The sequence below is a fragment of the Nocardia sp. NPDC003963 genome (genome assembly GCF_053605105.1).
Window position 1 is genome coordinate 700,493 of the sequence record NZ_JBSGIP010000001.1, and the last position, 24,321, is coordinate 724,813.

20 protein-coding genes are annotated in these 24,321 nt (G+C 68.7%); 9 read left to right on the top strand and 11 right to left on the bottom strand.

Annotated features, from left to right (window positions below; all coding sequences use genetic code 11):
- Positions 1-61 precede the first annotated feature (61 nt).
- The 3 genes from ACWEWT_RS03270 (at position 62) to ACWEWT_RS03280 (ending at position 4,883) form a co-directional block, all read left to right on the top strand.
- Positions 62-1,675, top strand: coding sequence for an AIM24 family protein (locus tag ACWEWT_RS03270; protein WP_452555663.1), 1,614 nt, complete (start codon positions 62-64; stop codon positions 1,673-1,675).
- 40 nt (positions 1,676-1,715) lie between these two features.
- Positions 1,716-3,293 carry a phytoene desaturase family protein gene (locus ACWEWT_RS03275; protein WP_452555665.1) on the top strand — a complete coding sequence of 526 codons (1,578 nt, stop codon included), beginning with the start codon at positions 1,716-1,718 and terminating at the stop codon, positions 3,291-3,293.
- Between the two features lie 129 nt (positions 3,294-3,422).
- On the top strand, positions 3,423-4,883 hold the full coding sequence (locus ACWEWT_RS03280) for a three-helix bundle dimerization domain-containing protein (RefSeq protein WP_452555667.1): 1,461 nt from the start codon (positions 3,423-3,425) through the stop codon (positions 4,881-4,883).
- A 48-nt stretch (positions 4,884-4,931) separates the two neighbouring features.
- Here ACWEWT_RS03280 and ACWEWT_RS03285 read toward each other — a convergent pair whose 3' ends face one another.
- Positions 4,932-5,852 (bottom strand): LLM class F420-dependent oxidoreductase, encoded by a 921-nt coding sequence (locus ACWEWT_RS03285; protein WP_452555669.1) that lies wholly within the window; start codon positions 5,850-5,852, stop codon positions 4,932-4,934.
- Between the two features lie 54 nt (positions 5,853-5,906).
- The gene (locus ACWEWT_RS03290; RefSeq protein WP_452555671.1) at positions 5,907-6,125 is read right to left on the bottom strand and encodes a hypothetical protein; all 219 of its coding nucleotides are present in this window, start codon (positions 6,123-6,125) and stop codon (positions 5,907-5,909) included.
- A gap of 303 nt (positions 6,126-6,428) precedes the next feature.
- Here ACWEWT_RS03290 and ACWEWT_RS03295 point away from each other — a divergent pair, with 303 nt between their 5' ends.
- Both ACWEWT_RS03295 and ACWEWT_RS03300 read left to right on the top strand, forming a co-directional pair.
- Positions 6,429-8,534, top strand: a complete 2,106-nt coding sequence (locus ACWEWT_RS03295) for an AMP-binding protein (protein WP_452557652.1) — start codon at positions 6,429-6,431, stop codon at positions 8,532-8,534.
- A 233-nt stretch (positions 8,535-8,767) separates the two neighbouring features.
- Positions 8,768-10,144 carry a metallophosphoesterase gene (locus ACWEWT_RS03300; RefSeq protein ID WP_452555673.1) on the top strand — a complete coding sequence of 459 codons (1,377 nt, stop codon included), beginning with the start codon at positions 8,768-8,770 and terminating at the stop codon, positions 10,142-10,144.
- A 13-nt stretch (positions 10,145-10,157) separates the two neighbouring features.
- Here ACWEWT_RS03300 and ACWEWT_RS03305 read toward each other — a convergent pair whose 3' ends face one another.
- Entirely contained in the window at positions 10,158-11,399 is a 1,242-nt protein-coding gene (locus ACWEWT_RS03305; protein WP_452555675.1) for a phthiocerol/phthiodiolone dimycocerosyl transferase family protein, read from the bottom strand.
- Positions 11,400-11,549: 150 nt separating this feature from the next.
- Between ACWEWT_RS03305 and ACWEWT_RS03310 the strand changes: the two genes are divergently transcribed.
- Positions 11,550-12,326, top strand: coding sequence for a siderophore-interacting protein (locus tag ACWEWT_RS03310; RefSeq protein ID WP_452555677.1), 777 nt, complete (start codon positions 11,550-11,552; stop codon positions 12,324-12,326).
- Between the two features lie 16 nt (positions 12,327-12,342).
- Here the strand turns inward: ACWEWT_RS03310 and ACWEWT_RS03315 are convergent, their stop codons facing one another.
- On the bottom strand, positions 12,343-13,119 hold the full coding sequence (locus ACWEWT_RS03315) for a M50 family metallopeptidase (RefSeq protein ID WP_452555679.1): 777 nt from the start codon (positions 13,117-13,119) through the stop codon (positions 12,343-12,345).
- A gap of 238 nt (positions 13,120-13,357) precedes the next feature.
- Between ACWEWT_RS03315 and ACWEWT_RS03320 the strand changes: the two genes are divergently transcribed.
- Entirely contained in the window at positions 13,358-13,822 is a 465-nt protein-coding gene (locus ACWEWT_RS03320; RefSeq protein ID WP_452555681.1) for a hypothetical protein, read from the top strand.
- Positions 13,823-13,825: 3 nt separating this feature from the next.
- Here the strand turns inward: ACWEWT_RS03320 and ACWEWT_RS03325 are convergent, their stop codons facing one another.
- Together ACWEWT_RS03325 and ACWEWT_RS03330 are read right to left on the bottom strand one after the other, a co-directional pair.
- A complete protein-coding gene (locus ACWEWT_RS03325) occupies positions 13,826-15,043 on the bottom strand; it encodes a PucR family transcriptional regulator (RefSeq protein ID WP_452555683.1) in 1,218 nt (405 codons plus the stop codon).
- 164 nt (positions 15,044-15,207) lie between these two features.
- Positions 15,208-15,732, bottom strand: coding sequence for a DUF3558 family protein (locus tag ACWEWT_RS03330; RefSeq protein WP_452555685.1), 525 nt, complete (start codon positions 15,730-15,732; stop codon positions 15,208-15,210).
- Between the two features lie 303 nt (positions 15,733-16,035).
- Here ACWEWT_RS03330 and ACWEWT_RS03335 point away from each other — a divergent pair, with 303 nt between their 5' ends.
- Entirely contained in the window at positions 16,036-17,475 is a 1,440-nt protein-coding gene (locus tag ACWEWT_RS03335; RefSeq protein ID WP_452557653.1) for an MDR family MFS transporter, read from the top strand.
- Here ACWEWT_RS03335 and ACWEWT_RS03340 read toward each other — a convergent pair.
- The 4 genes from ACWEWT_RS03340 to ACWEWT_RS03355 all read right to left on the bottom strand — a co-directional run bounded on the left by ACWEWT_RS03340 (position 17,459) and on the right by ACWEWT_RS03355 (position 22,716).
- Positions 17,459-18,442, bottom strand: a complete 984-nt coding sequence (locus ACWEWT_RS03340; protein WP_452555686.1) for a hypothetical protein — start codon at positions 18,440-18,442, stop codon at positions 17,459-17,461. The genes ACWEWT_RS03335 and ACWEWT_RS03340 overlap by 17 nt on opposite strands.
- A gap of 256 nt (positions 18,443-18,698) precedes the next feature.
- On the bottom strand, positions 18,699-19,250 hold the full coding sequence (locus ACWEWT_RS03345; protein WP_452555688.1) for a hypothetical protein: 552 nt from the start codon (positions 19,248-19,250) through the stop codon (positions 18,699-18,701).
- A 264-nt stretch (positions 19,251-19,514) separates the two neighbouring features.
- Positions 19,515-21,317 carry an FAD-dependent oxidoreductase gene (locus ACWEWT_RS03350; protein WP_452555689.1) on the bottom strand — a complete coding sequence of 601 codons (1,803 nt, stop codon included), beginning with the start codon at positions 21,315-21,317 and terminating at the stop codon, positions 19,515-19,517.
- Positions 21,318-21,330: 13 nt separating this feature from the next.
- The gene (locus ACWEWT_RS03355; RefSeq protein WP_452555691.1) at positions 21,331-22,716 is read right to left on the bottom strand and encodes an NAD(P)/FAD-dependent oxidoreductase; all 1,386 of its coding nucleotides are present in this window, start codon (positions 22,714-22,716) and stop codon (positions 21,331-21,333) included.
- Between the two features lie 267 nt (positions 22,717-22,983).
- On the opposite strand from ACWEWT_RS03355, the gene ACWEWT_RS03360 reads away from it, so the two are divergent.
- Entirely contained in the window at positions 22,984-23,649 is a 666-nt protein-coding gene (locus tag ACWEWT_RS03360) for a TetR/AcrR family transcriptional regulator (protein WP_452555693.1), read from the top strand.
- Here ACWEWT_RS03360 and ACWEWT_RS03365 read toward each other — a convergent pair.
- The gene (locus tag ACWEWT_RS03365; RefSeq protein WP_452555695.1) at positions 23,604-24,233 is read right to left on the bottom strand and encodes a TetR family transcriptional regulator; all 630 of its coding nucleotides are present in this window, start codon (positions 24,231-24,233) and stop codon (positions 23,604-23,606) included. The genes ACWEWT_RS03360 and ACWEWT_RS03365 overlap by 46 nt on opposite strands.
- Between the last annotated feature and the right edge of the window lie 88 nt (positions 24,234-24,321).

The following is a 24,321-nucleotide window of genomic DNA, read 5'->3' on the forward strand; positions in this document are numbered from 1 at the left end:
GGTGCCGAGTCGTTCGGGGGGCCGGCGGATACCCGGTCCGGTGTGTACAGGGTGGGACTAGGTGACCGCGCTCGCTCCGGGCGAGAACCGGCCCGCGCCGGGTGACCGGCTGACGGTGACCGTGACGTGCTCCGCCCCGGTGGATGTTTCGGCGCTGTTGCTCGCCGCCGACGGGAAAGTCCGTTCCGACGGCGATTTCGTCTTCTTCAATCAGCCGGTCGGGCCGGGTGTGACGTATCGGCACGGGCAGGGGCGCGGGGATGTGGTGGAGGTACAGACTCCGGCGGTTCCTGCCGATATCGACAGAGTGGTGGTGACCGCGAGCCTGGACGGTAGCGGGCCGCCCACATTCGGTGCGGTGGGTTCGCTGACGGCGACGGTCACCGGCGGGCAGGGCACCTTCACCTTCCCGGTATCGAAATTGAGTACCGAGACGGCCGTGGTCTGTGTGGAGATCTATCGGCGGGTCGGGGCGTGGAAGGTGCGTGCCGTCGGCCAGGGGTACGACAACGGGCTGGCGGGTATCGCGACCGATTTCGGGGTGAATGTCGACGACGAGCCGGTCCCGCCGACGCCGCCCGCACCGCAGTCGTCGCGCACGGATCCGACCATGGTCGCCAACCCGGTAGCAGGGCAGCAATATTCGCCGCCGCCGCAGCAACCCCAATATCAGCCGCCGCAGCAGCAGCAATCCCAATATCAGCCGCCGCAATTTCAGGCGCCCCAGCATCAGCCGCCGCAATACCAGCCACTCCAGCATCAGCCGGCGCAATACCAGGCACCTCGGCATCAGCCGCCGCAATATCAGGCGCCGCCCGGATCGCCGCCCGCGTATCCGGTCGCCGGGCATCCGCCACCGGGGCCGGGTCACCCGCCTCCGCCGCAGCCGCCTGCGCCGCCCGTCCCCGCTCATTCTTCTCAGCAAGGAGCTCAGCCGATGCACAGCGAGCTGTTCGACCCGCGTCATGCCGAAGTGTCCGGGATGGGCATTCAGAAGCAGGGCAGCAAGATGATCAAGGTCGGGGTGAACGGCGAAACGCTGGTCCGCGCCGGATCCATGGTCGCCTACCAGGGGGAACTGCAATTCCAGGCGCTCGGTTCCGGTGGGATCGGCCGCGCGATCCAGCAACGGCTCACCGGCGAGGGCGTGCCCTTGATGAAGGTGTCCGGACGCGGCGACCTGTTCGTCGCCAACGGGGCGGCCGATGTGCACATCATCGATCTGGACGGTACCGACGGACTCACCATCAACGGATCCAATGTGCTCGCGTTCGACCCCACCCTCGGCTACAACATCCAGATGGTGCAGGGCGCGGCCGGGTACGCGAGTAACGCCGGCCTGTTCAACTGTGTGTTCACCGGCCGGGGCCGGATCGCCATCACCAGTGACGGCAGCCCGGTCGTGCTCAATGTCGATCAGCCCACCTACGCCGATCCGCAGGCGGCCATCGCCTGGTCCTCCAGTCTGCAGACCGGGGTGAAACGTAACGACTCGTTCGGTCTGGGACGGCTGATCGGCCGGAGTACCGGAGAGGGTATGACGCTGTCGTTCTCCGGCCGGGGTTTCGTCATCGTGCAGCCCTCGGAGTTGCCACCCGGTGGAATGATCGGCGGGACCGGCGGTGGCCAGGAAGCCGGGCAGAGCGGCGGACTGCTGGGCGGTCTGCTCGGGTAGCCTCACCGCGACAGCGGCTCCGGTGTGGTATCGACGTCCTATGGTGATGCGGTCCCGGTACGACGTGGTGATCGTGGGCGGCGGGCACAACGGTCTCGTCGCGGCCGCGTATCTGGCCCGCGCCGACCGGTCGGTGCTGGTGCTGGAACAGGCTGCGGCAGTCGGTGGCGCGGCGGTCTCGGCGCGCGTGTTCGACGGTGTGGATGTCCGGTTGTCCCGGTATTCGTACCTGGTCAGCCTGCTACCGGACCGGATCGTGCGCGATCTGGGTCTGCGGTTCGGCACACGGAAGCGACGGATCTCCTCCTATACCCCGGCCGGTTCGTCGGGGCTGCTGATCGATAATCGGTCACCGGCCGCGACCCGGGAGAGTTTCGCGCGGGCCATCGGGTCGCCGCGCGAATTCGAAGCCTGGCAGCGCTTCTACGAGATGACCGGTGCGGTGGCCCGAGCCGTGTTCCCGACGTTGACCGAACCGCTGCCCACCCGTGCGCAGTTGCGGCAGCGGGTCGGCGGGCGGGCATGGGCGGAACTGTTCGAACGGCCCCTCGGCGAGACCATCGAAGAGTATTTCGCCGACGATCTGGTCCGCGGGGTGGTGTTCACCGATGCGCTGATCGGCACCTTCACACACGCGCACGATCCGTCCCTGCGGCAGAACCGGTGCTTTCTGTATCACGTGATCGGCGGCGGCAGCGGCGACTGGGATGTGCCGGTGGGCGGTATGGGCGCGTTGACCGATGCGCTGGCCGAGGCGGCTCGTGCGGCCGGTGCGGAACTGGTGACGGGTACCGAAGCGACCGCGGTGTCGACCGACGAGCGCACGGCGGAAGTCGCCTTCGCCGGCGCGGCGACCGGGCGGGTGGCGGCGCGGTATGTGCTGGTGAACGCGTCACCCGCCGAAGCGGCCCGGCTCCTGGGCGAGCCCGCGGGCGCGGAACCCGAAGGCGCGCAGTTGAAGATCAATATGGTGCTGGACCGGTTACCGCGGCTTCGTGATACCGAGGTGCCCGCCCGGGACGCCTTCGCCGGTACCTTCCATATCGCCGAATCCTACGCACAGCTCGAACACGCTTATCGTGAGGCGGCGGCGGGACGGCTGCCCACGACCCCGCCGGCGGAGATCTACTGCCATACGCTGACCGATCCCGGTATCGCGGCACCCGGTGCGGACGGTGCCGCACGGCATACTCTCACCCTGTTCGGTTTGCATACTCCGGCAAGTCTTTTCGCGGACGATCCGGCGGGCGTCAAGGATGCCGCGATCGATGCCGTCCTGGCCGCGCTCGACGATGTGCTGGCCGAATCGGTGCGCGACTGCCTGGCCGCCGACGCGCACGGTGCGCCGTGTCTGGACGCCGCTACTCCGGTGGATCTGCAACGCTCGCTCCGGCTACCCGGCGGGCATATCTTCCACGGAGATCTGTCGTTCCCCTATCTCCCCGGGGCGGCCGATACCGCAGCGCAACGCTGGGGTGTGGATACCGGCCACACCAATGTGTTGCGCTGTGGGGCGGGCACTGTGCGCGGCGGCGGGGTGAGCGGAATAGGTGGGCACAATGCGGCCATGGCCGTGCTCGAGGAAACCACAGACCGGCGTCCGGGAAATGCCGGGTGAATTCTGGTCGGAGAATCGGCTGCGCCGCTCACCGGTGGGAGTATTCGAATACTTTGTGGCGGTAGGGTTGTCGGCTGTGGATCGGCCCGGCGGGTCGTTTCGATTGCATGCCGGCGCCGAGGAGAAAACGTGGCACTCGATACTGTTCCGAAGCACAGGGCCGCTGAAGACAAGGCGGCTCGCGAGCAGAAAGCGATCCGTGAACTCGCCGGCCGGCTGGCCGCCGCGTATTCCGAGAATCGCTCTGCGGACGAGGTGGACACCGCGATCCGATCGGCACACGAACGGTTCGCTCGAAGTAGGATTCGCGATTTCGTTCCCATTCTCGTGGAGCGGGTCGTACGCCGGGAATTCGAAACACCCGAGGAAACGGGCACCACCACCGCGGTCACCGCGCCGAGTGTCACCCCGGTGGCCTCGGGGAGAGCGGCGGAACCGGCCGTGAGCGGAGAGCTTCCCGGCGAGGAGCGTCCGCGTAACCCGATCACCGACCGGCGCGGGCTGTTCGCCTTGGCGGGAGCCGCGGGTGTGGTGGCGGTGGGCGCCACGGCCTGGGCGGTATCGCGGCCCGATTCGACTCCCGCCCCGGCGGCCCCGGTGGCCGGGTCACCGCTGACGAAGGTCACCGGGGTGGTCGGGTCGGAGAAGTCGGCGTTCTTCGCCGACGAGCGGGTGGCCGATGTGTTCGCCGCGCACGGGTACGAGGTGCGGGTGGAGGCGGCCGGTTCACGGGAGATCTCCACGTCCATCGATCTGGACGGCCGGGCTTTCGCATTTCCGTCCAGCTTGCCCGCGGCCGAGCGGTTGAAACGCGAAGTCGGTGTGAACAACCAGTTCGTTCCGTTCTATTCGCCGATGGCCATCGCCACTTTCGCTCCGATCGTGGGATTGCTCGACGCGGCCGGGGTCGTGAAATTCGACGGTCCCGCACCCACCCTGGATTTCGCCGCCTATATCGATCTGGTGCAACGCGGTGTGCAATGGGACGAACTCGAGGGCAACTCGTCCTACCGGGTGGGTAAGAACATCCTGGTCAGCACCACCGACGCTCGGACCTCGAATTCGGCGGCCATGTACCTGGCGGTGGCCAGCTATGTCGTCAACGATCACGCGGTGGTGCGCGGAGCGACGGCCGAGCAGCATGTACTGCCCACGTTGCAGCGTCTGTTCCTCGCCCAGGGCTACACCGAGGGCTCCAGTACGGGGCCGTTCGAGGAATACCTCACCGCCGGTATGGGGCCGACGCCGATGACCTGGATCTACGAGGCGCAGTACGTGGCGGCGGCGGTCGAGAAGCGGTTGCGGCCCGATATGGTCCTGCTGTATCCGTCGCCCACGGTGCTGTCCCGGCATACGGTCGTTCCGCTGAACTCGGAGGGCGAGGAGATCGGCGCACTGCTGCACAACGATGCCGAGTTGCAGTCGCTGGCCGCCGAGCACGGTTTCCGCACCGGCGATGTCGCCCGCTTCGACGAGGTGATCGCGGAGCACAACGTGGCGGTATCCCCGGACCTGGTCGATATCGTCGACGTTCCGGCCTATGAAACTCTCGAGCATCTGATCGACGGGGTGGCCGCGGCCTACCGGTGAGCCGCTGCTGCGTCGGACGGCGCCGGGGCCGCCGTCCGACGCCGGATCTCACAGCTGCGTGGCGACCTCGTCGGCGATGAGGGCCAAGTGGTCCAGATCGGCCAGATCCAGTATCTGCAGGTAGATCCGCTGGGTGCCGATCTCGCGATAACGCCCGATCTTGTCGACGACCTCCGCCGGCGAACCGGCGAGCCCGTTGGTCCGCAGTTCGTCCACCTCGCGGCCGATCGCGGCGGCGCGGCGCGCGATCTCGGCCTCGTTCGCGCCCACGCAGGCCACCAGCGCGTTGGAGTACACCATGCTGTCGGCCGCCCGGCCCGCCGCAGCCACGGCCGCGCGTACCCGATCGAACTGCGCGGCGCTGTCGGCTACCGAGACGAACGGGTTGTTGAACTCGGTGGCGTAGCGCGCGGCGATCCGCGGGGTACGTTTCGGCCCCTGCCCGCCGACGATCACCGGTACGGGGCGCTGCACCGGTTTCGGCAGGGCGGGGGATTTCACCAGTTCGTAGTACTTTCCGGTGAAGTCGAAGGTCTCGCCGAGTGCGGTCTCCCAGAGCCCGGTGAGGACGGCCAGCTGCTCTTCGAAACGGCCGAACCGGTCGTCGGGGAACGGTATCCCGTAGGCGGTGTGCTCGTCGGCGAACCAGCCGGTGCCCAGCCCGAGCTCGACCCGCCCACCCGACATCTGATCGACCTGGGCGACCTGGATCGCGAGGGGTCCGGGCAGGCGGAAGGTGGCAGCGGTGACGAGCGTGCCGAGGCGGATACGGCTGGTCTCCCGGGCCAGACCGGCCAGTGTGATCCAGGCGTCGGTGGGGCCGGGCAGACCGTCGACCGAGCCCATGTGCAGATAGTGGTCGGAACGGAAGAATGCCCCGAAGCCGAGGTCCTCGGCGGCGCGGGCCACTTGCAGCAGCGTCGGGTAGTCGGCGCCCTGCTGTGGTTCGGTGAAGATTCGCAGTTCCATGTACCTCATCGTGCCGCACCGGCCCGGCGGACCTGCCGGGTGGCGTCCCGGCGCTCAGGCGGCGGGTCCGGTCATCCGGGTGGGCAGGACCCGGTCGGACCATCCGCAGGGTAGTGCGCAGCTGGCGATGACGAGGTTCTCGATTTCGCCGTTGTCGAAGACGCGGCGGGTGGATTCGGCGCGTGCCGGATACCCGCAGGAGGCGCATTTGCCGAAATAGTCGAGGATCTCGTCGATCTGGGTGATGGCCACCCGGCGGCGGGTCTGGTGCATCGTGGGTCCTCCGAGGTCGGAGCGAGTGGTACGCGGCCGAATGTAATTCGCGCACAACAGAGATACGGGTGGACTGCGCGGTCGCTGGGAGTTCTCACACCCTGGTCGGTGACGGGGTTGGACAACCTCCAACAGCGGATCCGGCGGCGTGGGTGAACGGCGGGCAACCGGCTTCGTGACCTGTCACAGACCATTCCTACTCGCTGGTAACAACCGTGCCGCGGCGCTATTGTGAGGGACGTTACAGATGGGTTACCCCGCCGGCCCAGTTGTTCGTTGCGGGCCGACGAGAAGTTGCGGGAGTTGGTTACCGACGTCATCGATATGGTCGCGGAAATCCCCGCAGCGCGCGCCGCTGTCTGGGATCTGCTCCTCGACCCGCAGACCTATCCGCGGGTGTTCACCGGTATCGGCGCGTGCGCGCGCCTGGATGTTCCCGGCGAGCAAACCGTATTCGAATTCCGGGTCGGCACACCGGACGCCGGCATCCGGGCACTGCGCGTCCGGGTGGTGACCGGCCGGTGGTACGAGAGCCTGGAACTGCACACCCCGGAACTCGGGAGTTTCGCGGCGCTGCGGATGTACGGCGAAGGCGACCGCTGCACGGTATCGATCACCTATTTCGCACCCGGGCGGGTGCACCCCCACATCGCGGATCTGTCCAACGCGGCGATCCAGGACTGGACCGCCAAGGGATTGCGGCGGATCGCCGATATCCTGCGCGGCGCGCGCACCTCGACGGTGGTCAACGGCGAGGGGGCGCTGGTGCGGCTCCAGCTCGAGGTGCTGCGGCAGGTCACCGTCAGCGGTGTGGTACGGACCCGGCCGAACGCGGTGCTGAAACAGCTTCTGTCACTGAACAAATGGGGTTTCAACCTGGCCGGTGGGTACGCGGCCGGAGCGGCGTATTCCCCCGGCCGTGCCGCGGTGGTCGACGATCGGGGGTCTCGTACCTTCGCCGAGATGGACCGGCGCAGCAACGCCCTGGCCGGGGCGATGGCGGCGGTGGGGTTCGGCTCGGGTGATGCCATCGGTCTGCTCTCGCGCAATCACGCGGGCATGGTCGAAACCATGGTCGCCGCCGGGAAACTCGGTGTGGACGTGGCCCTGCTCAATGCCGGTTTGTCCGCGCGGACCATCGAGCAGATCGTGCAACGGCACCGGCTCTCCGCACTGTTCGTAGACGGTGATCTCGAACAGCTGGTGCATTATCTGCACGACGATATCCCCCGGTACAACACCGATCTGCGGCCGCCGTTCCCCGATCGGTACACCGTCGAGGATCTGATCGAGGCGGGGGAGACCGACTTCCGTCAGCCCACCCAGCCGGGCCGGCTGATCGTGCTCACCTCGGGCACCAGCGGGATCCCGAAGGGGGCGCGCCGGCCACACCCCAAGGGGTTCGGCACCATTGCCGCGCTGCTGTCGCGGATCCCGATGGAGATGGAATCGGCCATGCTCATTCCCGCCCCGCTGTTCCACACCTGGGGGCTGGCCGGATTACAGCTGAGCACCGCACTGCGGTGCACGGTGATTCTGCCGGAACGTTTCGACGCCGAGGACTGTCTGCGCGCGGTCGCCGAACACGGGGTCACCACCATGATCGTGGTGCCCACCATGGTGAACCGGATCCTCGATCTGCCCCCGGCCGTACGTGCCCGCTACGACACCTCCAGCTTGCGGCACGTCATCAGTTGCGGGGCGCCGCTGGCGGGAGCCACCGTACTGCGTTTCCTGGACACCTACGGCGATATCCTCTACAACGTCTACGGATCCACCGAAGTCTCCTGGGCGACCATCGCCACTCCCGCGGATCTGCGCTTCGCCCCCACCACCGCGGGCCGCCCGCCGCTGGGCACCCGGGTCTCGGTGCTGGGGCCCGACCACAAACCCGTCCCGATCGGCGCCACCGGACATATCTTCGTGAGCAACCATATGCTTTTCGACGGTTATGTGAACTCCGCGCCGCCCGACGAGGCGCACGGAATGCTCGATACCGGTGATATCGGCTATTTCGACGTCAACGGCCGACTGTTCATCGCCGGCCGGGACGACGAGATGATCATCTCCGGCGGCGAGAACGTCTTCCCGCGGCCGGTGGAAGAAGCCCTCGCGCATCTGCCCCAGGTGAGCGAAGTCGCGGTGGTGGGCGTCCCGGACCCCGAATTCGGTCAGCGGCTGGCGGCGTTCGTGGTGAAACACGAAGGGGCCGGACTGGACTCGGATATGGTGCGCACCTATATCCGGCATCGACTGAGCCGATTCTCCGTGCCCCGCGATGTGACCTTCATGTCGGCGCTGCCGCGCGGAGAGACCGGGAAGATCCTGAAATGGCTACTCGCCGGACGGCCGGACGGAGACCTCCCGCCCTCGGGCCTGGGCGGACTGGGAGTCACCGGATCGGTGTGATTCCGGCGGTGCGCACGCGAATGCGGCGGTGACCTCGAACGCCTGAATGCCGGTGTGATGCCGAGGGACCCGATGATCACCGCGACATGGAGTTATCCATGGTTGCCGGTCGTCGCGCGCCGCTGCGGGAACCGTCACGCGGTGCGGTAACAGGTGCGGGGGGCACGGTGGGCCGGGCGGCGAGGGGTAGATTCATCAGCCGCACAATCAATCGGTCGGGAGAGGCATCCTCCGTGGTAGTAGTTTCCGTGCTCACCGGACTGGCGGTGGTGTGGCTGATCGCCGCGCTGCACTGGTACCTGTGGCGGCGGCTGGTGCGTGACACCACCCGGGACGGGTCCCGCTGGCGGATACCCGGCGCCGTGGTGCTCGCGCTCGGCACGTGCGCGATGTGTGGCGCGTTCGCGGTGATGTTCGCCGAGGTGGATCGGGCTTCGTGGCGCTGGCTGACCTGGCCCGGCTTCCTGTGGGCCGCGCTGTTCCTCTATCTGTTGCTCGGTGTGCTGGCCGGTGAGGTCGTCCGGCCGTTGTTGCTGCGCGGTCTGGTGCGCCGGGACGCCGGTACCGCCGCGCCGGCGGGTGCCGGCTCCACCGCACCGGATGCGGCCCCCGCCCCCGAACCCGTCGCCGCGACCGCTGTACCGCAACCGGTCGGCGCGGCCGTCGGCGAAGTCCCCGGCGAGGGTGTCCCGCGGGGTGGTACGCCCGGTCCGCAGGGGGCGGCGGCCGGTGGGCCGGAGGCGCCGGGACCGCACGCGGAACCGGCACCGGAGCGGCCGCCGATCTCACGGCGGATGCTGGTCTCGCGGATGGCGGCCGGGGCAACCGTGATCGCGGCGGGAGCGCTGGTCGGTACCGGCACCTACGGAGTGCTGGACGGTCCGGTGGTCCGCCGGGTGACCGTTCCGCTGGCGAAGCTGCCCGCCCGGGCGCACGGTCTGCGGATCGCCCTGGTCAGCGATCTACATCTGGGCCCGGTGCTGGGGCGCGCGTTCTGCGAACGGGTGGTGCGTACGGTGAACGACACCCGGCCGGACCTGATCGCGGTCGCGGGCGATCTCGCCGACGGCACCGCCGCGGACCTGCGGGCCGAAACCGAACCGCTGGCCGGGCTCGACGCACCGCTGGGCGTCTTCTTCGTACCGGGTAACCACGAGTACTTCTCCGATGCCGACTCCTGGCTCACCCGGGTCGGCGAACTCGGGATGAAGGTACTGCTCAACGATCGGGTGTCACTGCCCGATTTCGATCTCGCCGGTGTCGACGACCCGCGCGGAACCGGTATCGGCCGCGGGCCGGATTTCGCGGCTGCCCTGGATGGTCGCGATACCGGCCGGGCCTGTGTACTGCTGGCCCATCAGCCGGTGGTGATCCACGAATCGGTGGCCCACGGGGTCGATCTGCAGCTGTCCGGGCATACGCACGGGGGGCAGCTGTGGCCGGGCAATCTGATCGCGCGGCTGGCGAATCCGACCGTCGCGGGGCTGGAACTGTACGGGGGTACGGCACTGTATGTGACCCGCGGCGCCGGCGCCTGGGGCCCGCCGGTGCGGGTGGCGGCTCCGTCGGACATCACCGTGCTCGAGCTGGCGTCGTTGCAGGGCGTGTGACCCGGCGGCGGGATCAGCGGAGGGCGAGCAGATTCTCGAGCCGTTCGATCCGGGGTGTCTGCACCGGAGTGAACTCGGGGGGATGGTGGATCTCGACGCTGAGACGGTCGTCGTAGGTGCTGATGATGCTGGTGCCGCCGCCGGCCTGCGGGGGCCGGCGCCCGGTCGGGTCGGGTTTGGCGATCATGGTGGTGCGGAAATCGTGGATTCGCAATGTCGGGACCGAGAGCCGGGGTAATCGGCCCCAGTTGGTGGTCATCACCGTGTCGAACGGATTCGCCGGTGGTGCGGCCAGGGTGTCGGGGAGTTGTAGCGGGGTCTGCTGGATGTAGCCGGAGGCGAGTCCCGCGCGGAGCGCGTGGAGAACTCCGTGCGCCAGCGCGGTGAGCGTGCCCTCGGTCCCGGGGTCCGGCCGGTAGCCGGCGAAGCCCAGTACGTTCGTGCCCTCGGTGGGTCCGATCCGGGGCGCGACCCGGCGGCGCAGATCCACCGAATACGAACACAGCAGTTCGTCCACCGGTAGCTGCCGGGCCTCGGACTCGGTGAGCAGCAGCGCCGCCGCCACCAGACTGTGTACTGTCACCCCCGCGCGATGTCCGTGGGCGACGAGGGCGGCGGTCTGTTCCCGGCTGAGCCGGCAGCGGGTGGTGCGCAATGGCGGATACACGTTCTCGTTCGCGGTCAGCGCCTCCGCCGGGGGCAACGGCGGTGCGGTGCGGGGCGGGCCGTCGCTACCGGGGACCGGCCGCCGCACGACCCCTCGCGCGGCGAGCAGATCCTCCACCGGCATGGGTTGCCCGGTCGGCGGTAGCGAGGGTATCCGCCCGGCCGTGGCCGCCACGTAGCAGTGCCACAGTTGTTCGAGCAGGTTGAGCGCGTGCGTGGCGTCGGCGATGCTGTGATGAACCAGCAGTGTGACGCTCGCGGTATCCCCGGACCGCACCACATGCAGGGTCCCCAGGGCTTTCCGCTGATCCGGATCGGCACCGGTGAGCAGCAGTTCCGGATCGCCGTCGGCGACGGTCAGCACGATCTCGGGCGGTCCGGAGGTGACCAGAGTGTGCCCGACCGGTTCGGTGGGTGCGAGCTGGGCGCCGAGGATGGGATGGGCTGTGACCAGGGCTTCGAAGGCGGTGGACAGTGCGCTGAGGTCGAGCCGTCCGGACATTCGGGCGCAGTATCCGACGAAAACTTCGCTGAATGCGAAGATCTGTTCGCTCGGCGCGAGCGGGCGGATGACAGTTGCCGCGGTCATGATCGGTGCCTTCGTCCGGAAGTTTGTGTGAGATTAACCCAATAACGGTTCCTTGCCTGATATTTCGGTCAGTACGAGACGGACGCTACACAACGTGCCCGAGTCGGCTGGTACGTTGCTTAGGTAAGCCTAAATAGTTGAGGAGGCCGGATGGCCAGGAAGCGCACGACCATGACCGTCGCCCGGACGGAGTGGCTCGGCCCGCATATCGTCCGGGTGTACCTGGGTGACCCCGGATTCGACGATTTCGATACGAGCGCGTTCACCGACGCCTACGTGAAACTGCTTTTCGACCGCCCGGACGGCGAGGTCACGCGCACCTACACCGTCCGTTCGGTGGACGGCGCGGCCCGCGAGATCGCCATCGATATCGTGGTGCACGGTGACGAAGGCATCGCCGGACCCTGGGCTGCCGCGGTCCGCCCCGGTGAACCGGTCACCTTCTTCGGGCCGGGTGGGGCGTATGCCCCGCGGGCGGACGCGGACTGGCATCTGCTCGCCGGTGACGAATCCGCGCTACCGGCTATCTCCGCCGCGGTGGAGGCGCTACCGGAGGGTGCGCCCGCGAAGGTGTTCATCGAGGTCGCCGACGCCGCCGACGAGATCCACCTGACATCCAAAGCGCTGGTGGACGTCACCTGGGTGCATCGCGGCGGTGCCGCCCACGAGGTCGGCGACGATCGGGCCGGCGATAACGCGCCGCTGATCGGCGCGGTGCGCGCGGCACCGTGGCTGCCGGGCCGGGCGCAGGTGTTCATTCACGGCGAGGCGCAGACCGTGATGCACAATCTGCGCCCCTACATCCGCAAGGAGCGCGGCGTCTCGGCGGAATTCGCCTCCATTTCCGGATATTGGCGCCGGGGTCGTACCGAGGAGACCTTCCGGACGTGGAAGCGCGAACTCGCCGAGGCCGAGAGCGCGGGCTAGTCCGCCCCTGGCGCGCTCAGTTCGCCGGGCAGTCGGCGCCGTTGGGGATCGGGAGGCAGATTCCCTGGGTCGCCGACAGCAGCAGTCCGGCCCCGAGTACGAGCGCGCCCAGGGCGACGGCCAGGAATACGACCACCCAGAACAGGCCGGGCAGCCGGGTGAGCCGGGCCAGTTGGTCGGCGTCGGTGGTGCCGTCGCGCATCCGGGAGCGAGTGCGCTGCAGTTCCAGTACCGGCCGGCTGCCCGCCAGGAGCAGCAGCCACGTCGCCAGGTAGGCGAATCCGGCCTGCAGGGCATCGGAACCGAACCAGGACACCACGAAAACCAGCGCGCCGGTGCTCACCACGGAGACCACGCCGTACACATTCCGGATCATCACCAGCATCACGGCCAGTGACGCGATCGCGATCCACAGCATGAGGGTTATCCGCCCGGCGCCCAGGAGCGCCGCGAAACCGAGGCCGACCAGGGGTGGCGCCGGATATCCGGCCAGCGCGGTCAGGATCATGCCCGGTCCGTAGGGTTTTCCGCTGGATACGGTGAGCCCGGAGGTATCGGAGTGCAGTGTGATGGCGTTGAGACGGCGTCCGCTCAGCAGGGCGATCAGGGCGTGCCCGCCCTCGTGCGCGATGGTGACCACATTGCGGGTGATCCGCCACAGCGGCCGGTAGGCGACCAATATCAGTGCCGCCACCGCCGTGGCCAGTACCAGCCAGGGCGGCGGCGCCGCCTGGGTCGTCGTGAGCCGCTCCGCGATGGAACTGCTGCGGTCTATCAGATCACCGGTATCCACCGCCGCACCTTAACCGGGGGGAGCGGCGGGGCGCTCGTCGTGTGGCCGGGCGGGACGAGCGGGCGGTGCCGGTGGGCGACTACACGAAATCGAAGTATGTGTTGATGGGACGTCTCACTATCTTTGCCCGGTCGCTTTCCGAGGTGGACCGAAGTCCGGTCGTTGTGTCGTACCGCGACAGCCGGGTAACTGTACGTTTGTCCATATCGGTTACCGGTCGCTGGTGGAGGGAGCACGTATGTGCACGAGTGGGCAGTACGACCGCGAGCCCGGGGACTCCCGGGAACTGTTCGAGGTGCCGGATCCGGCCGAGCTGATGCGTATCTGGTCGGCCGGCGGTGCGCGCCCGGCGACGACCGAGCGGCCGGGCGCGGATTTCGAGACGGCCTTCCGGGTGGGGCTGGGTCTGGCACTGGCATTGCTGGACGATTCGGATCCCTCCGGCCGCCGGGTGCTGGCCCGGCTGGAGGTGGCCGCCGCCCGCTGGGCCCGTGAGGAGATACCGCTCGAGGTCATCCAGCACGCCTTGCACGAGGGTGTGAAAAGTGGTCTGGGGCTTCGTTACCCGTCGGCGCCGCGGACACCCGACGCCGCGGCCGACGGCGTGGACGGCTGTTTCGTGGTCGATGTACTCGGCACGCTGACCGCGGCGGTATCGCGCGCCTATGTGGCGCAGGTGCGCAGCGGACAGGGCGGGGCGTGAGGATCAGCTCGCGCGGTAACTGCGCGCGACGAGCGCGGACCGCAGGTACCACAGTCCCGAGGGCTGGGTGGGATCGAAGCCGGTGAGCTGGGCGACCCGCTTGAGCCGGTAGTCGATGGTGTTGGTGTGGATATGCATGAGACGCGCGGTGCGCTGCCGGTTCAGGTTGTTGCTTATGTGCCGCTGCAGGGTTTCCAGCAACTCCGGATGATCGTCCAGCGGATCCAGCAGCGAGCCCAGATACTCCCGGCCCGGCCCCGGGCGGGTGAGCTGGTATTCCAGCGCCATATCGTCGAATCGGTACAGTCCGGGCACGCAGTCGAGCCGCTGCACCATATCCAGCAGTTCGTGGGCCTGATCGGCCGCCGAGGGCACGTCCGCGGTGGGCGCCTCCACCACTGCCGCGCTGACGGGCACCTGTGCCGCCCGCGACAGATGGGTGACCAGTTCGTCGAGCGCCGCGCCGGTCAGGATCTCCGACGGCAGCAGTACTGTGCCGCCGTCGACGCTCAGCAGCGACAGGGCCGAATCCTCGCAGCGGGTCGCCAGTTCGGCCTGGACCCGGCGCAGTTTGCGCCGCGCCACCACCTTGCCGTCGAGCGCGGGGACCGCTTCGTCCGGATGTGCTGGGATCGCCATCGCCAGGACGGTGTAGGCGGGGGCGATCTCGATACCGCATTCCCGGGCCATGGTCGAGGTGCTGTGCCCGCCCAGCAGCGCGGAGGTCAGCGTATGGACGGCGGTGTGGTGTTCGCTGACCACCGAGCGCAGTTCACGGACATAGGCCATGGAGATGCAGACGGTCATCTTGTCCAGCATCTCGACGACGAGCTTGGCTCCGTCGACCAGGGCCGAGTAGTCGGTGACCGTGGCATTGGACACCACCAGCTCCAGGCCGAGCCGGAAACCCTCGTGTACGGCGTGATGGATGGTGTCGATGGGTACCCCCTCACGCGCCCAGCCGGCCGCGGCGTTCTCCAGCCGCCGCGTCTTCTCCGGGATGTCCTTGCCGTCGAGCATGCTGACCGCGAGTTCGAGACAGGTACGGGTGATGGTGGTGACATCACCGTGGATCGCGTCACCCGGCAGCGTGCCACACGGGACCACGTTCTCCACGAAATGGCCCACCATGCGCCGGGACAGTTTGCGCACGTCCTGGAGGGGGGCCGACATGGGCTGGCCGGATAGCGTCAGCTTCGTTCTGGTCGTATCGACGGTCATGCTGCTGACTCCTTCTACCCCTGGTGGCGAGACTGGGGCTCAACAGTAATGATCATGTGCCGGATCGCGGGCGGGTTTGCGGACTCGACTGGACGACCGTGCAGGGGCGAACCATCTGCCTTGTGATCGTTCACAGTGGTGTGAGTTATGGTCTAACCGCCTGCTCAGACGGGAAACGCGGGTGCAAGGGTGCTTGCCGCGCGTTCGGCCCCGGCGCAGGCGCCCTCGGTACCGCCGGGCGTACTGTCGACCCGTACCCGGACCACCCCGCCGTCCGCGGTGGGCAGGGCGATCGTGCAGGTTGCCGCGGTATCGGCGGTGCCGGTGTGTAATCGCCGGCCCGTCCGGCCCGCGACGGTGACCTCGGCGCGAGTATCGCCGTCACCGGCCACCTCCTCGGGTGACCCCGAGGTGGCGAACAGGACCCGCAGCGCGGCATCCGCACTACTCCATCCGCATCCCGCCCAGCCGGGTTCGGTGGCGACATCGCGCCGGATCGAACCGGCGGCGAATCCCGATTCGGTGAGCAGATCGGCGGGCAGACCGCAGGGGTCCCAGACGGCCGCGGGATCCGCCGATTCCGGGGCGCCGCCACATCCCGCGGTCAGGATCGCGACCGCGGAGATCACTGCGCTCAGCAGGATTCGTGGGTGGACCCGGCGGTCGAGAGGGGATACCGGTGCTCTCATGCCGCGGATGCTATCCGTCTGTTCCACGGTGTCACAGGCACTCTGTGTGGGCTCACAGGCGCTTCACGAGCGGTGTTGCGCTGTGCCACAACGCCGGGCCGTCGGTGTGTGGCAGGCTTTACGCCGAACCGGCCGAGCCCGGCGGGCAGGCAGATCCGAGCCGCGGCGCGGCGCCGCGACATCCCCGGCACTGTCTGTGCTCCCACCATATGGAAAACCGGCGGCGGATCCGGCGGTGCGGGGAATACGGTGGACGGGCGGCCGTGTTGATCTTTCCGGTCCGGTGGAGAAGGGGTGCGGTACGTGGTGGCGGAGACGGTGCGAACCGAAGTAGGGCTCCGCTCCGAACGCGGCCCGATCCTGGCATCGCTCATGCTGGGCACCGGTCTGATCGCACTGGATTCCACGATCATCGCGACCGCGGTCCTGACCATCACCGACAGTCTGGGCGGTTTCGCCCAATTCCCCTGGCTGTTCTCCATCTATCTGCTCGCGCAGGCCGTGACCGTGCCGGTGTACGGCAAGATCGCCGATACGGTGGGCCGTAAACCGGTGATCCTGTTCGGTATCGCGGTCTTCGCCCTCGGCTCCCTGCTGTGCGGACTCGCGGGCAGCATGCTGTGGCTGATCGTGTTCCGAGCTGTACAGGGAATCGGTGCGGGCGCCATCCAGCCGATGACCATGACCATCGCCGGCGACCTGTACACCTTGGCGGAACGCGCGAAGGTGCAGGGATATCTCGCGGGCGTCTGGGCTTTCTCCTCGGTGTGCGGGCCGTTACTGGGCGGGGTGTTCGCGGAATATGTCGGCTGGCGCTGGATCTTCCTCGTCAATCTGCCGTTGTCGGCGTGGGCCGGGTGGATGTTGCTGCGCCACTTCACCGAAACCCCGTCGCGGGAGCGCCGGCGGGTGGACTACACGGGCGCGGTACTGCTGACCTCCGGCGCGGGCGCGCTCATCCTCGGCCTCCTCGAAGGTGGCCGTGCGTGGGCCTGGAACGCACCGGTGAGTATCGCGATCTTCGCCGGTGGTGCGGCCGTACTGGTGGCATTCGTCCTCGTGGAACGCCGGGCGACCGACCCGGTGCTACCTCTGTGGTTGTTCGGCCGCCGTGTCGTGGTGGCCAGTTCGGCGATCTCGGCACTGGTGGGCGCGCTACTGCTCGGCCTCACGTCCTATGTTCCGACTTTCACCCAGGGTGTGCTGGGCGCGGGTGCGGTGATCGGCGGCCTGACGGTCGGTGCGCTGACACTCGGCTGGCCGGTCTCGGCATCGCAATCCGGCCGGGTGTATCTGCGGATCGGCTTCCGCCGGACCGCCCTCATCGGCGGTGTCACCGCCGCGCTCGGTGCGGCGGGCACATTGTTCATCGGTCCCGGGTCGAGTGTCGCGCAGGTCGCGGTCACCTGTTTCGTCATCGGGCTGGGTATGGGTCTGGTGGCGAGCCCGACGCTGATCGCCGCCCAGACCAGTGCGACCTGGCGCGAACGCGGCGTGGTCACTTCGGCGAACATGTTCGCGCGGTCCATCGGCAGCGCGGTGGGCGTGGCCGTTTTCGGTGCGCTGGTGAATTCCCGCGTGGGCGATACCGGCACCCCCTCGCCCGCGGCGCTGGCCGAGGGGGTGCATCTGGTGTTCGTGGCAGTGGCGGTGATGGCCGTGGCCGTCGTGGTCGCCGCTGCCTTCATGCCCGGCGGCCGGGGGGATCCCGGCGGCCGGCCGGCCGTCACTCCCGAGCCGTGAGCACCTCCACACGCTCTCCGGCATCGAACTCGATCACCTGGTGCACCCGCGAATCTCCCACCGGCCCCAGATCCGCGACGACCACTTCGCCGCGCTGCGCCACCGATTCCACCGATGCCTCCTGCGGACGGCCGTCCGATCCGGCGATCAGGATGCGATCGCCGATCTCGAGCGCGTCGGCGCGGACTCCGCTGTCCACCAGACGCGGCGCGAGCACGCCGCAGTAGGTGCGGCCGGCGGTATCACCGACTCCGCGCTGGGCGATGGTCCACCAGACGGGTGAGGAACTGTCGCCCGCGGACCGGCGATGCCAGCGCAGCACCCGATCCCGGTCCGCTTCGGCGGCCGCCCGGCTCTCGTGTACCGAAACATGCCGGCGGACCGGCGCACTCCGCGGTTTCACCGTGCCGGCGGCACCGTCGACCACCAGGATCCAGTTCGCCGACTGTTCCTGATCGCGCGCCGCGTTCACCCGTTTGGCCAGCGCCTGACCCGGTGTGGCGCCGAGCCGGTCGGCGACCTCGGCCATGTTCTCCGCGAGCCCGAGGGCGCGCAGGAAACCGGCCACCTCGATTTCCGCGGTATCGAGCCGCTGGGCCAGTACCGGCATCGGTGTGCGATCGCGCCAGGCTCCTCGGGCGATATGCTCGTGTTCGGTGAGCCAGAGCGCGGAGGGGCCGTGCCGATGGTGGTCCAGCACCACCGACCACCAGTCCCATCCGGGTTCGGCCGCCATCCGGTCCCGGATCCAGCCGGCGCGATCACCGGCCCGCACCTTCTCCTCCGGCGGCACGAAATTCCGCAGTGCCGCCTGTACGGCGGACGGTGTGCGGCCGAGCTCCGCGGCGATCTCGGGCAAGCCCTTACCCGCTCGCAGTTCGGTGGCGACGGCCCGGTATTCGGATTCGCGCCACGACGTCCCGTGCTGACGCGGCGGCAGCAGTCGTTCCTGTCCGATTTCACTCATCACAGAACCCCCGGTTCCGAAGCGCCGGAAGGGTGTGTCACGCAGCCGGTTCGCCGACTGCCCATAACCCCTCCGACTGTGTCCTACCTGCATGATTCTACGGTGGGGGTCCGACAGAAAACGGCCCGTCGGCGCCTGTCCGGGCCGGGGCCGTGTGAAGGTTTCCCGTTCCGGCGCAACAGCTTCGGTGTGCCGGCCAGGGAAGCGAACCCGGCCCGGCCCACCTGTTGCGGTGGGCCGCAGCCGGGTTCGTCGATCACGGGGTGGAGTAGCCGATGAGCGCGCCGACACCGGCGCCGATCGGAATGGTGATCAGGGCGCCCACGCCGCCCAGGAAGAAACCGAGAACGGCACCGATACCGCCGCCGATCAGGGCGCCGATTCCGGCATTGTGCAGTTTGCGCGATTCGGTGTCCGGATCGGCGACGAGCTGGGCCACATGCTGTCCGGCCGGGGTGGACGCATCGGGGGTCAGGGTGAGAGTACGGCCGTCGGCGGAGATCGCCGAGGCCAGCGGTGCGGTCTGCCCGGCGGCGGCGACACCCAGCGGCAGCGTGGTGAGTACGCGGCCCGACGGGTCCGCCAGGGTGACGGCCGCGCCGTCGGCGGTGAGCGCGAAGCTCCCGGATTCGAGGGTCGTGACGATCGCGGTACCCGCCTCGTTCGGCGCCACGACATAACCGACCCCCTGCTCGGCCCCGTGTACGGCGATCGCGCTGTCGGCCGGCTGCGCCTGCGCCGTACCCGCGGCGATACCGAGGGCGCCGATCGAGAGCAGTGCGGTTGCGGCGAGTTGCTTGATTCTCATGGTGTTCCCCACTTGTTCTGCCGGCGCACAGTCGCGCCGACGGGTCCCCAGGAAGCCGGATCTCGGCTCGGAACCCATTCTCACGGAACAAGATCGGTCGGACAATGCTTTCCGGGAATTGCCGCTTTCCGGGAATTGCCGGTGCGCCGGATCCCGGTGCACCGGGGAATGCGCACTGCCGCCGCCGTGCGAGTCCAGCGGGTTCGTCCGCCGGCCCCGCACCGTATGCGGCAGGACGCCGCCCTGCCGCATACGGCCATACCCTCACACGTCCAGGATGTGCGGCAGCCCGGCCCGGAAGCGATCCGCGTCGAGTCGTTTCGCTGCCTCGAAGGCAGGCAGCGCCACCAGCGGGAACACCGGCGCGTGCGGTGCGGGATCGTCGGCGGCATCGATGATCGCATTGGCCGCCGACCGGCCGGATTCGTTGGCGCTCTCCATGGTCGCGAGGTCGATATTGCTGCGCACATGGTCTCCGCCGAAGAACAGATTCGGTACGGCGCAGTGCGCGGTCGGCCGATTGTCGTAGGAACCGACGGTGTTGACCAGCAAGGGAGTCTCGTTGTGCGTGGTGCCGCCGGACCAGCTCACTCCGGGATCGAGGTGCCAGGAATGGATATCCTCGTCGCGCAGCCATCCGGTCCCGTTGTTCAACCACATCTTCAGTTGTGCCCACACCTCGCTCGCGATCTCCTCGGCGCTGCACTGTTTGGCCGGCCGGTGGTGCAGAATTCCCGGGGTATCCCAATCGGAGATATCCACCGAGAAACACTCCGCGACCGAACCGTCGCCGTACTGGGCCGCGAAATCACCTACCCACATGGGCGCCTGGCGCAGTGCGGTGAGCGCCCACGGTGATCCGAGCGCCGCGATATGGCCCTCCGGGATATCGGTGGGGCGGCGCAGGTAGAACTGGATTCCCACCATCCAGTCGGTGAGTAGTTCCCGCATCCCGGCCAGGTGCGGATCAGCGGACAGGATCGGGCCGTCGAGCAGGGGCACGGTCTTCTCTACCGGCATAGCGCAGACGTAATGGTCCGCGACCACCGATGTCGTGGTGCCGCCGCTGTCGGTGACCGTCGCCGATTCGATCCGGCCGTTCGCGTAGTGCAGCCGGCTCGCCCGCTGACCCATCACGAATTGCACACCGCGCGACTGCAGATAGGCCACCCACGGGTCGATCCAGGCCGTATTGGTCGGGCGGTTCAGTATCCGGTCCACACCGCCGGAGAATTCGGGGACGATCCCGCTCCCCGCGAGGACCAGTGCCTCGCCGATGGTGCCGATGGTACGTGCCGAGCTGAGGTGCGGTTTCGCCGCGACCGTGATCCGGGTGAGTGCGTTCACCAGATAGGACCGGTACGCCTGCGATTTCCCGTCGGCGCGCATGATCTGTTCCCAGGTCAGGTATTCCCACTGCCCGAACCGCCGTTCGGTACTGGAGGTGAACCACATGAGCATCTGTTTGGCGAAGAAGGCCAATTCGTGCGGTGGTAGTTCCGGGATGAAGCCGAATGCTCCGATAATGCTGTTCTGCAGGCGTTCGGGGGTGAGCTGATCCAGGGCGCCCACTTCCACCGGGGCGAAGATCGGCGGTTTGTCACGGAATCCCGCGACCGTCCCCTCGACCCGGATCAGATTGTCGAGCACTCCGTTCGGATTACCGGGGAAGGGAATCCGGCGCATGGTGTCGGGAATGTTCTGGTAGCAGCCGGGGAAGAAGCGGAAACCGTGCTCGCCGGGCAGATCCGCGCGGCCGCCCGCACCGGTGCCGGGGACCGGCATGCTGCGCGCCTTACCGCCGAGGAACGACGGTTCGTAGACGGTCACCCGGAAACCGCGTTCGGCGAGTTCGTGGGCGGCGGAGAGTCCGGCCATACCGCCGCCGAAGACGGCGACCTCTCGTCCGCCGGTGCGTAGGCCCGGCGTCCGGCGGCGGGGCACGGCCGCGTTGGCGGTACCGCCCACCGCCGAACCGGCCGCGAGGATGGCGGCACCGGTGAGGGCGCCGCGCAGGGCGGTGCGGCGGTCGATCGAGGCTGACTTCTTCGGCAGCTGATCCGACATTGTGTACTCCTGGTCAAGCGGTGGCGGTACCGGTGGAGGATGGGGGGACAGCAGGCGGCGTGCCGCGCAATATGGTGCACGAAGTGCGGAATTCGTCGGCGGTGGTGGCGATCTCGTGTGCCAGATCGGCCAGCACCGGTTTCGGGTCGTCGCGGTGGCGCCACAGTGCGCCGGCGGTGAGGCGGGCCATCCGGGCCGGGGTGTAGAGCTCGGCGGGACGCCGGGTGCGGGAGAAGATGCCGGTGGTGATCGCGGCGAGTGCCCGGTCCCCGGTCGCGGCCCGGTACAGCTCGACTTCCAGTGGGCTCATCTCGGTGCCGCGGGCGAGCCGGTTGGTCCAGTGATAGATCTCGCGGCATTCGCGTACCCGGCGGCGTTCCCAGGCGTCGAGAGCACGGTCGAGCCGTACCGGATCGTCGAGTACCGGTGCGACGGTCTCGGCCAGCAGTCGCCCGTAGTGCAGCGCGTCGCGGATGCCCTGCGCGGTGACCGGATCCTTGAAATGCCCGGCGTCGCCGGGGAGGGCCCAGCCCGGTCCGCTGGAGCGGCGGAAATAGGACACGATATCGGTAGCCGAGCGCACCCGGCCCACCTGTTCGCAGCCGCGGAGGCGTTCCCGCAGCGGTGGGAGGCGGTCGATCGCGGCGGCGTAGCGGCGTTCGGCGTCGCCGGGGCGCAACCTGCCGGATTCCGCGGGCGGTTGAACCAGGCTCAGCAGCAATCCGTCGTCGCAGGGGAACGCGGTGCCCAGATCGGCACCGATCCGCCACTGGGCCGCGGTATCGCGCCATTCGGTGGACGTATCACGCCAGTAGGCGAAATAGCAGTCGCGACCGCTGGGCTCGGATTCGTACGGGTCCGTGACGCCGGCGAGTTTCGCGACGGTGCTGCGGCGGCCGTCGGCGCCGATCACGAGGGCGGCGCGGATCTCGGCCGGGTGGCCGCCGGAATCGGTGTAGCGGACGCCGGCGCAGCGCGCCCCGTCCCAGACGAGATCGGTGACCCGGCATTTCTCGCGGATCTCGGCACCGGCCGCACGGGCGGTGCGGATCAACGCGTGATCGAGTCCGGCCCGGCGGACGCAGAGCGTGTAGTCGATGCCTTCTACCTGCTGGAAGGTGCTGGCGATCGCGTGGCCGCCGCCGGCCGCGTAGGCCTTGGTGAGGTGCGGTGCGCCGAGTTCTTCGACGGCTTCGAGCGCATCCAGCCGGGACAGTTCCGCGACGCCGGCGGGCCACAGCAGATGGGTGGAGAGGGTGTCGGAGGGGAAGCGCGCACTGTCCAGTGCGACGACCCGGCGGCCGGCCCGGGCCAGCGTGGTCGCGGTGGCCGAACCGGCGCACCGGGCGCCGACGACCACGGTATCGGCGTGCTCGACCGCGTCGGGGGAGTCAGCCATCGGTACCGCCTCGGTCATCGAGTCTCGGACACTATGTCCGATTGATGGTGCGGTCCGCGGCCGCGATTGTCAACAGCCCGAGCGGCACTGTCCCGCACAGTTTTCCGCGACCTGCGGCAAACCGGCCACTCGTGCTCGCCGCGCCGGTCGGCGAGCCGGCTGCGCTGCCGGGCCCCGCGGCGGAACGCGCGGCAGCGGGCACAATGGCCCCATGCACCTTGCGAGCCGATATCCACTGCACCGCACGAACGATCCGGCGGGCGCGGAATGCCCTCGCTGACCCGGCCCCCGCGGTCCGCCCGGAAGCCGGACGAGGACCGCCGGGCCGAATTCGAGCAGCGGGTCCTGCGCGCCGTCGAGGAGCTGCTGGCCGACGGGACTCCGTTCACCGAGATCGCGGTACAGAAGATCGCCGCTACCGCGCAGATGGCCCGGTCCACCTTCTACCGGTACTTCCCGGACAAGAGTCAGCTGCTGATCCGGACGGCGGATCTGGCCACCGCTGATCTGTTCGAGGCCGCCGAGCGGTGGTGGGGCGCCGAGCACACCGACCGGGAGGCGGGGGTGCGGCGGGCGATGGGCGCGATGATCGCCGGGTTCCGGCGGCATCGCTACCTGCTGCTGGCATTGAGCGAGCTCGCCGCCTACGACCGTGATGTGGGTGCCTACTGGCGCGCGCGGGTGGCCATCTTCGTCGACCTGGTGCGCATCCGTCTGGAAGCCGACCGGGCGGCCGGCCTGGTGGCGCCGGAATTGGATCCCGCGGCGACGGCCCTGGTCCTGGCGGCCATGGTGGAGCGCTCCATCACCACCGCCTTCGCGGTGCGCACCGGGATCGGCGATGCGGAACTGGCGGCCGCGCTCGGCCGGGCGATCTGGCTGGTCGTCTACGGTGACGCCCCGGCCGAAGGGGAGCCGTCCGCGCTCGGATGAGCACCCGCGGTAAGGCGGCCGGTGGGGTCCGCCGGTACTCCGACCAGGCGTTGCGCGGCGAGTACCACGGCGGATCGCTGTGCTTCGATCCGTCCGGCCGGGCCGGGGCCCGCGTGTACGGCGGTCGTCCGGGCCAGTTCGGTGAGCATGCGCAACAGCATCGGCGCCGCGATATCGGGGGTGACCAGGCCGATCCGCTGGCCGCGCCGGATCTCGGCGAGTTTGGGGTCGACGGTGCGGCGCAGTACCTGTTCGATCCGTTCGTCGGCCGGTTCCAGATCGGCCCAGGCCTGGAGCCGGGCGTTCTCCGGATGGGCCAGGAAATGGTCGAAGAGCCGGCCGACGTAGCCGGGCAGATCGTCGGCGCGTAGTGCGGTCTCGGCCGTGGTCTGCCGGGTCCACTGCTCGGTGACCGCCGCGTAGAGCTCGGATTTCCCGGGGAAGTAGGCGTAGAGCCGGTCCTTGCTCGCCTGTGCCGCCGCGGCGATCCGGTTGATCCGGGCGCCCGCGACTCCGTATTCGGCGAATTCCGCTTTGGCGGCCACGAGGATCCGGTCCCGGGTTGCCTGGCCTGCCGCGCGCATACCGTGAATCCTATCTTGCCGAACCGGATGGTTCGGAACTATGGTCGTTGCCGAACCAGATGGTTCGCCGAATCCAGTCGATGGGACA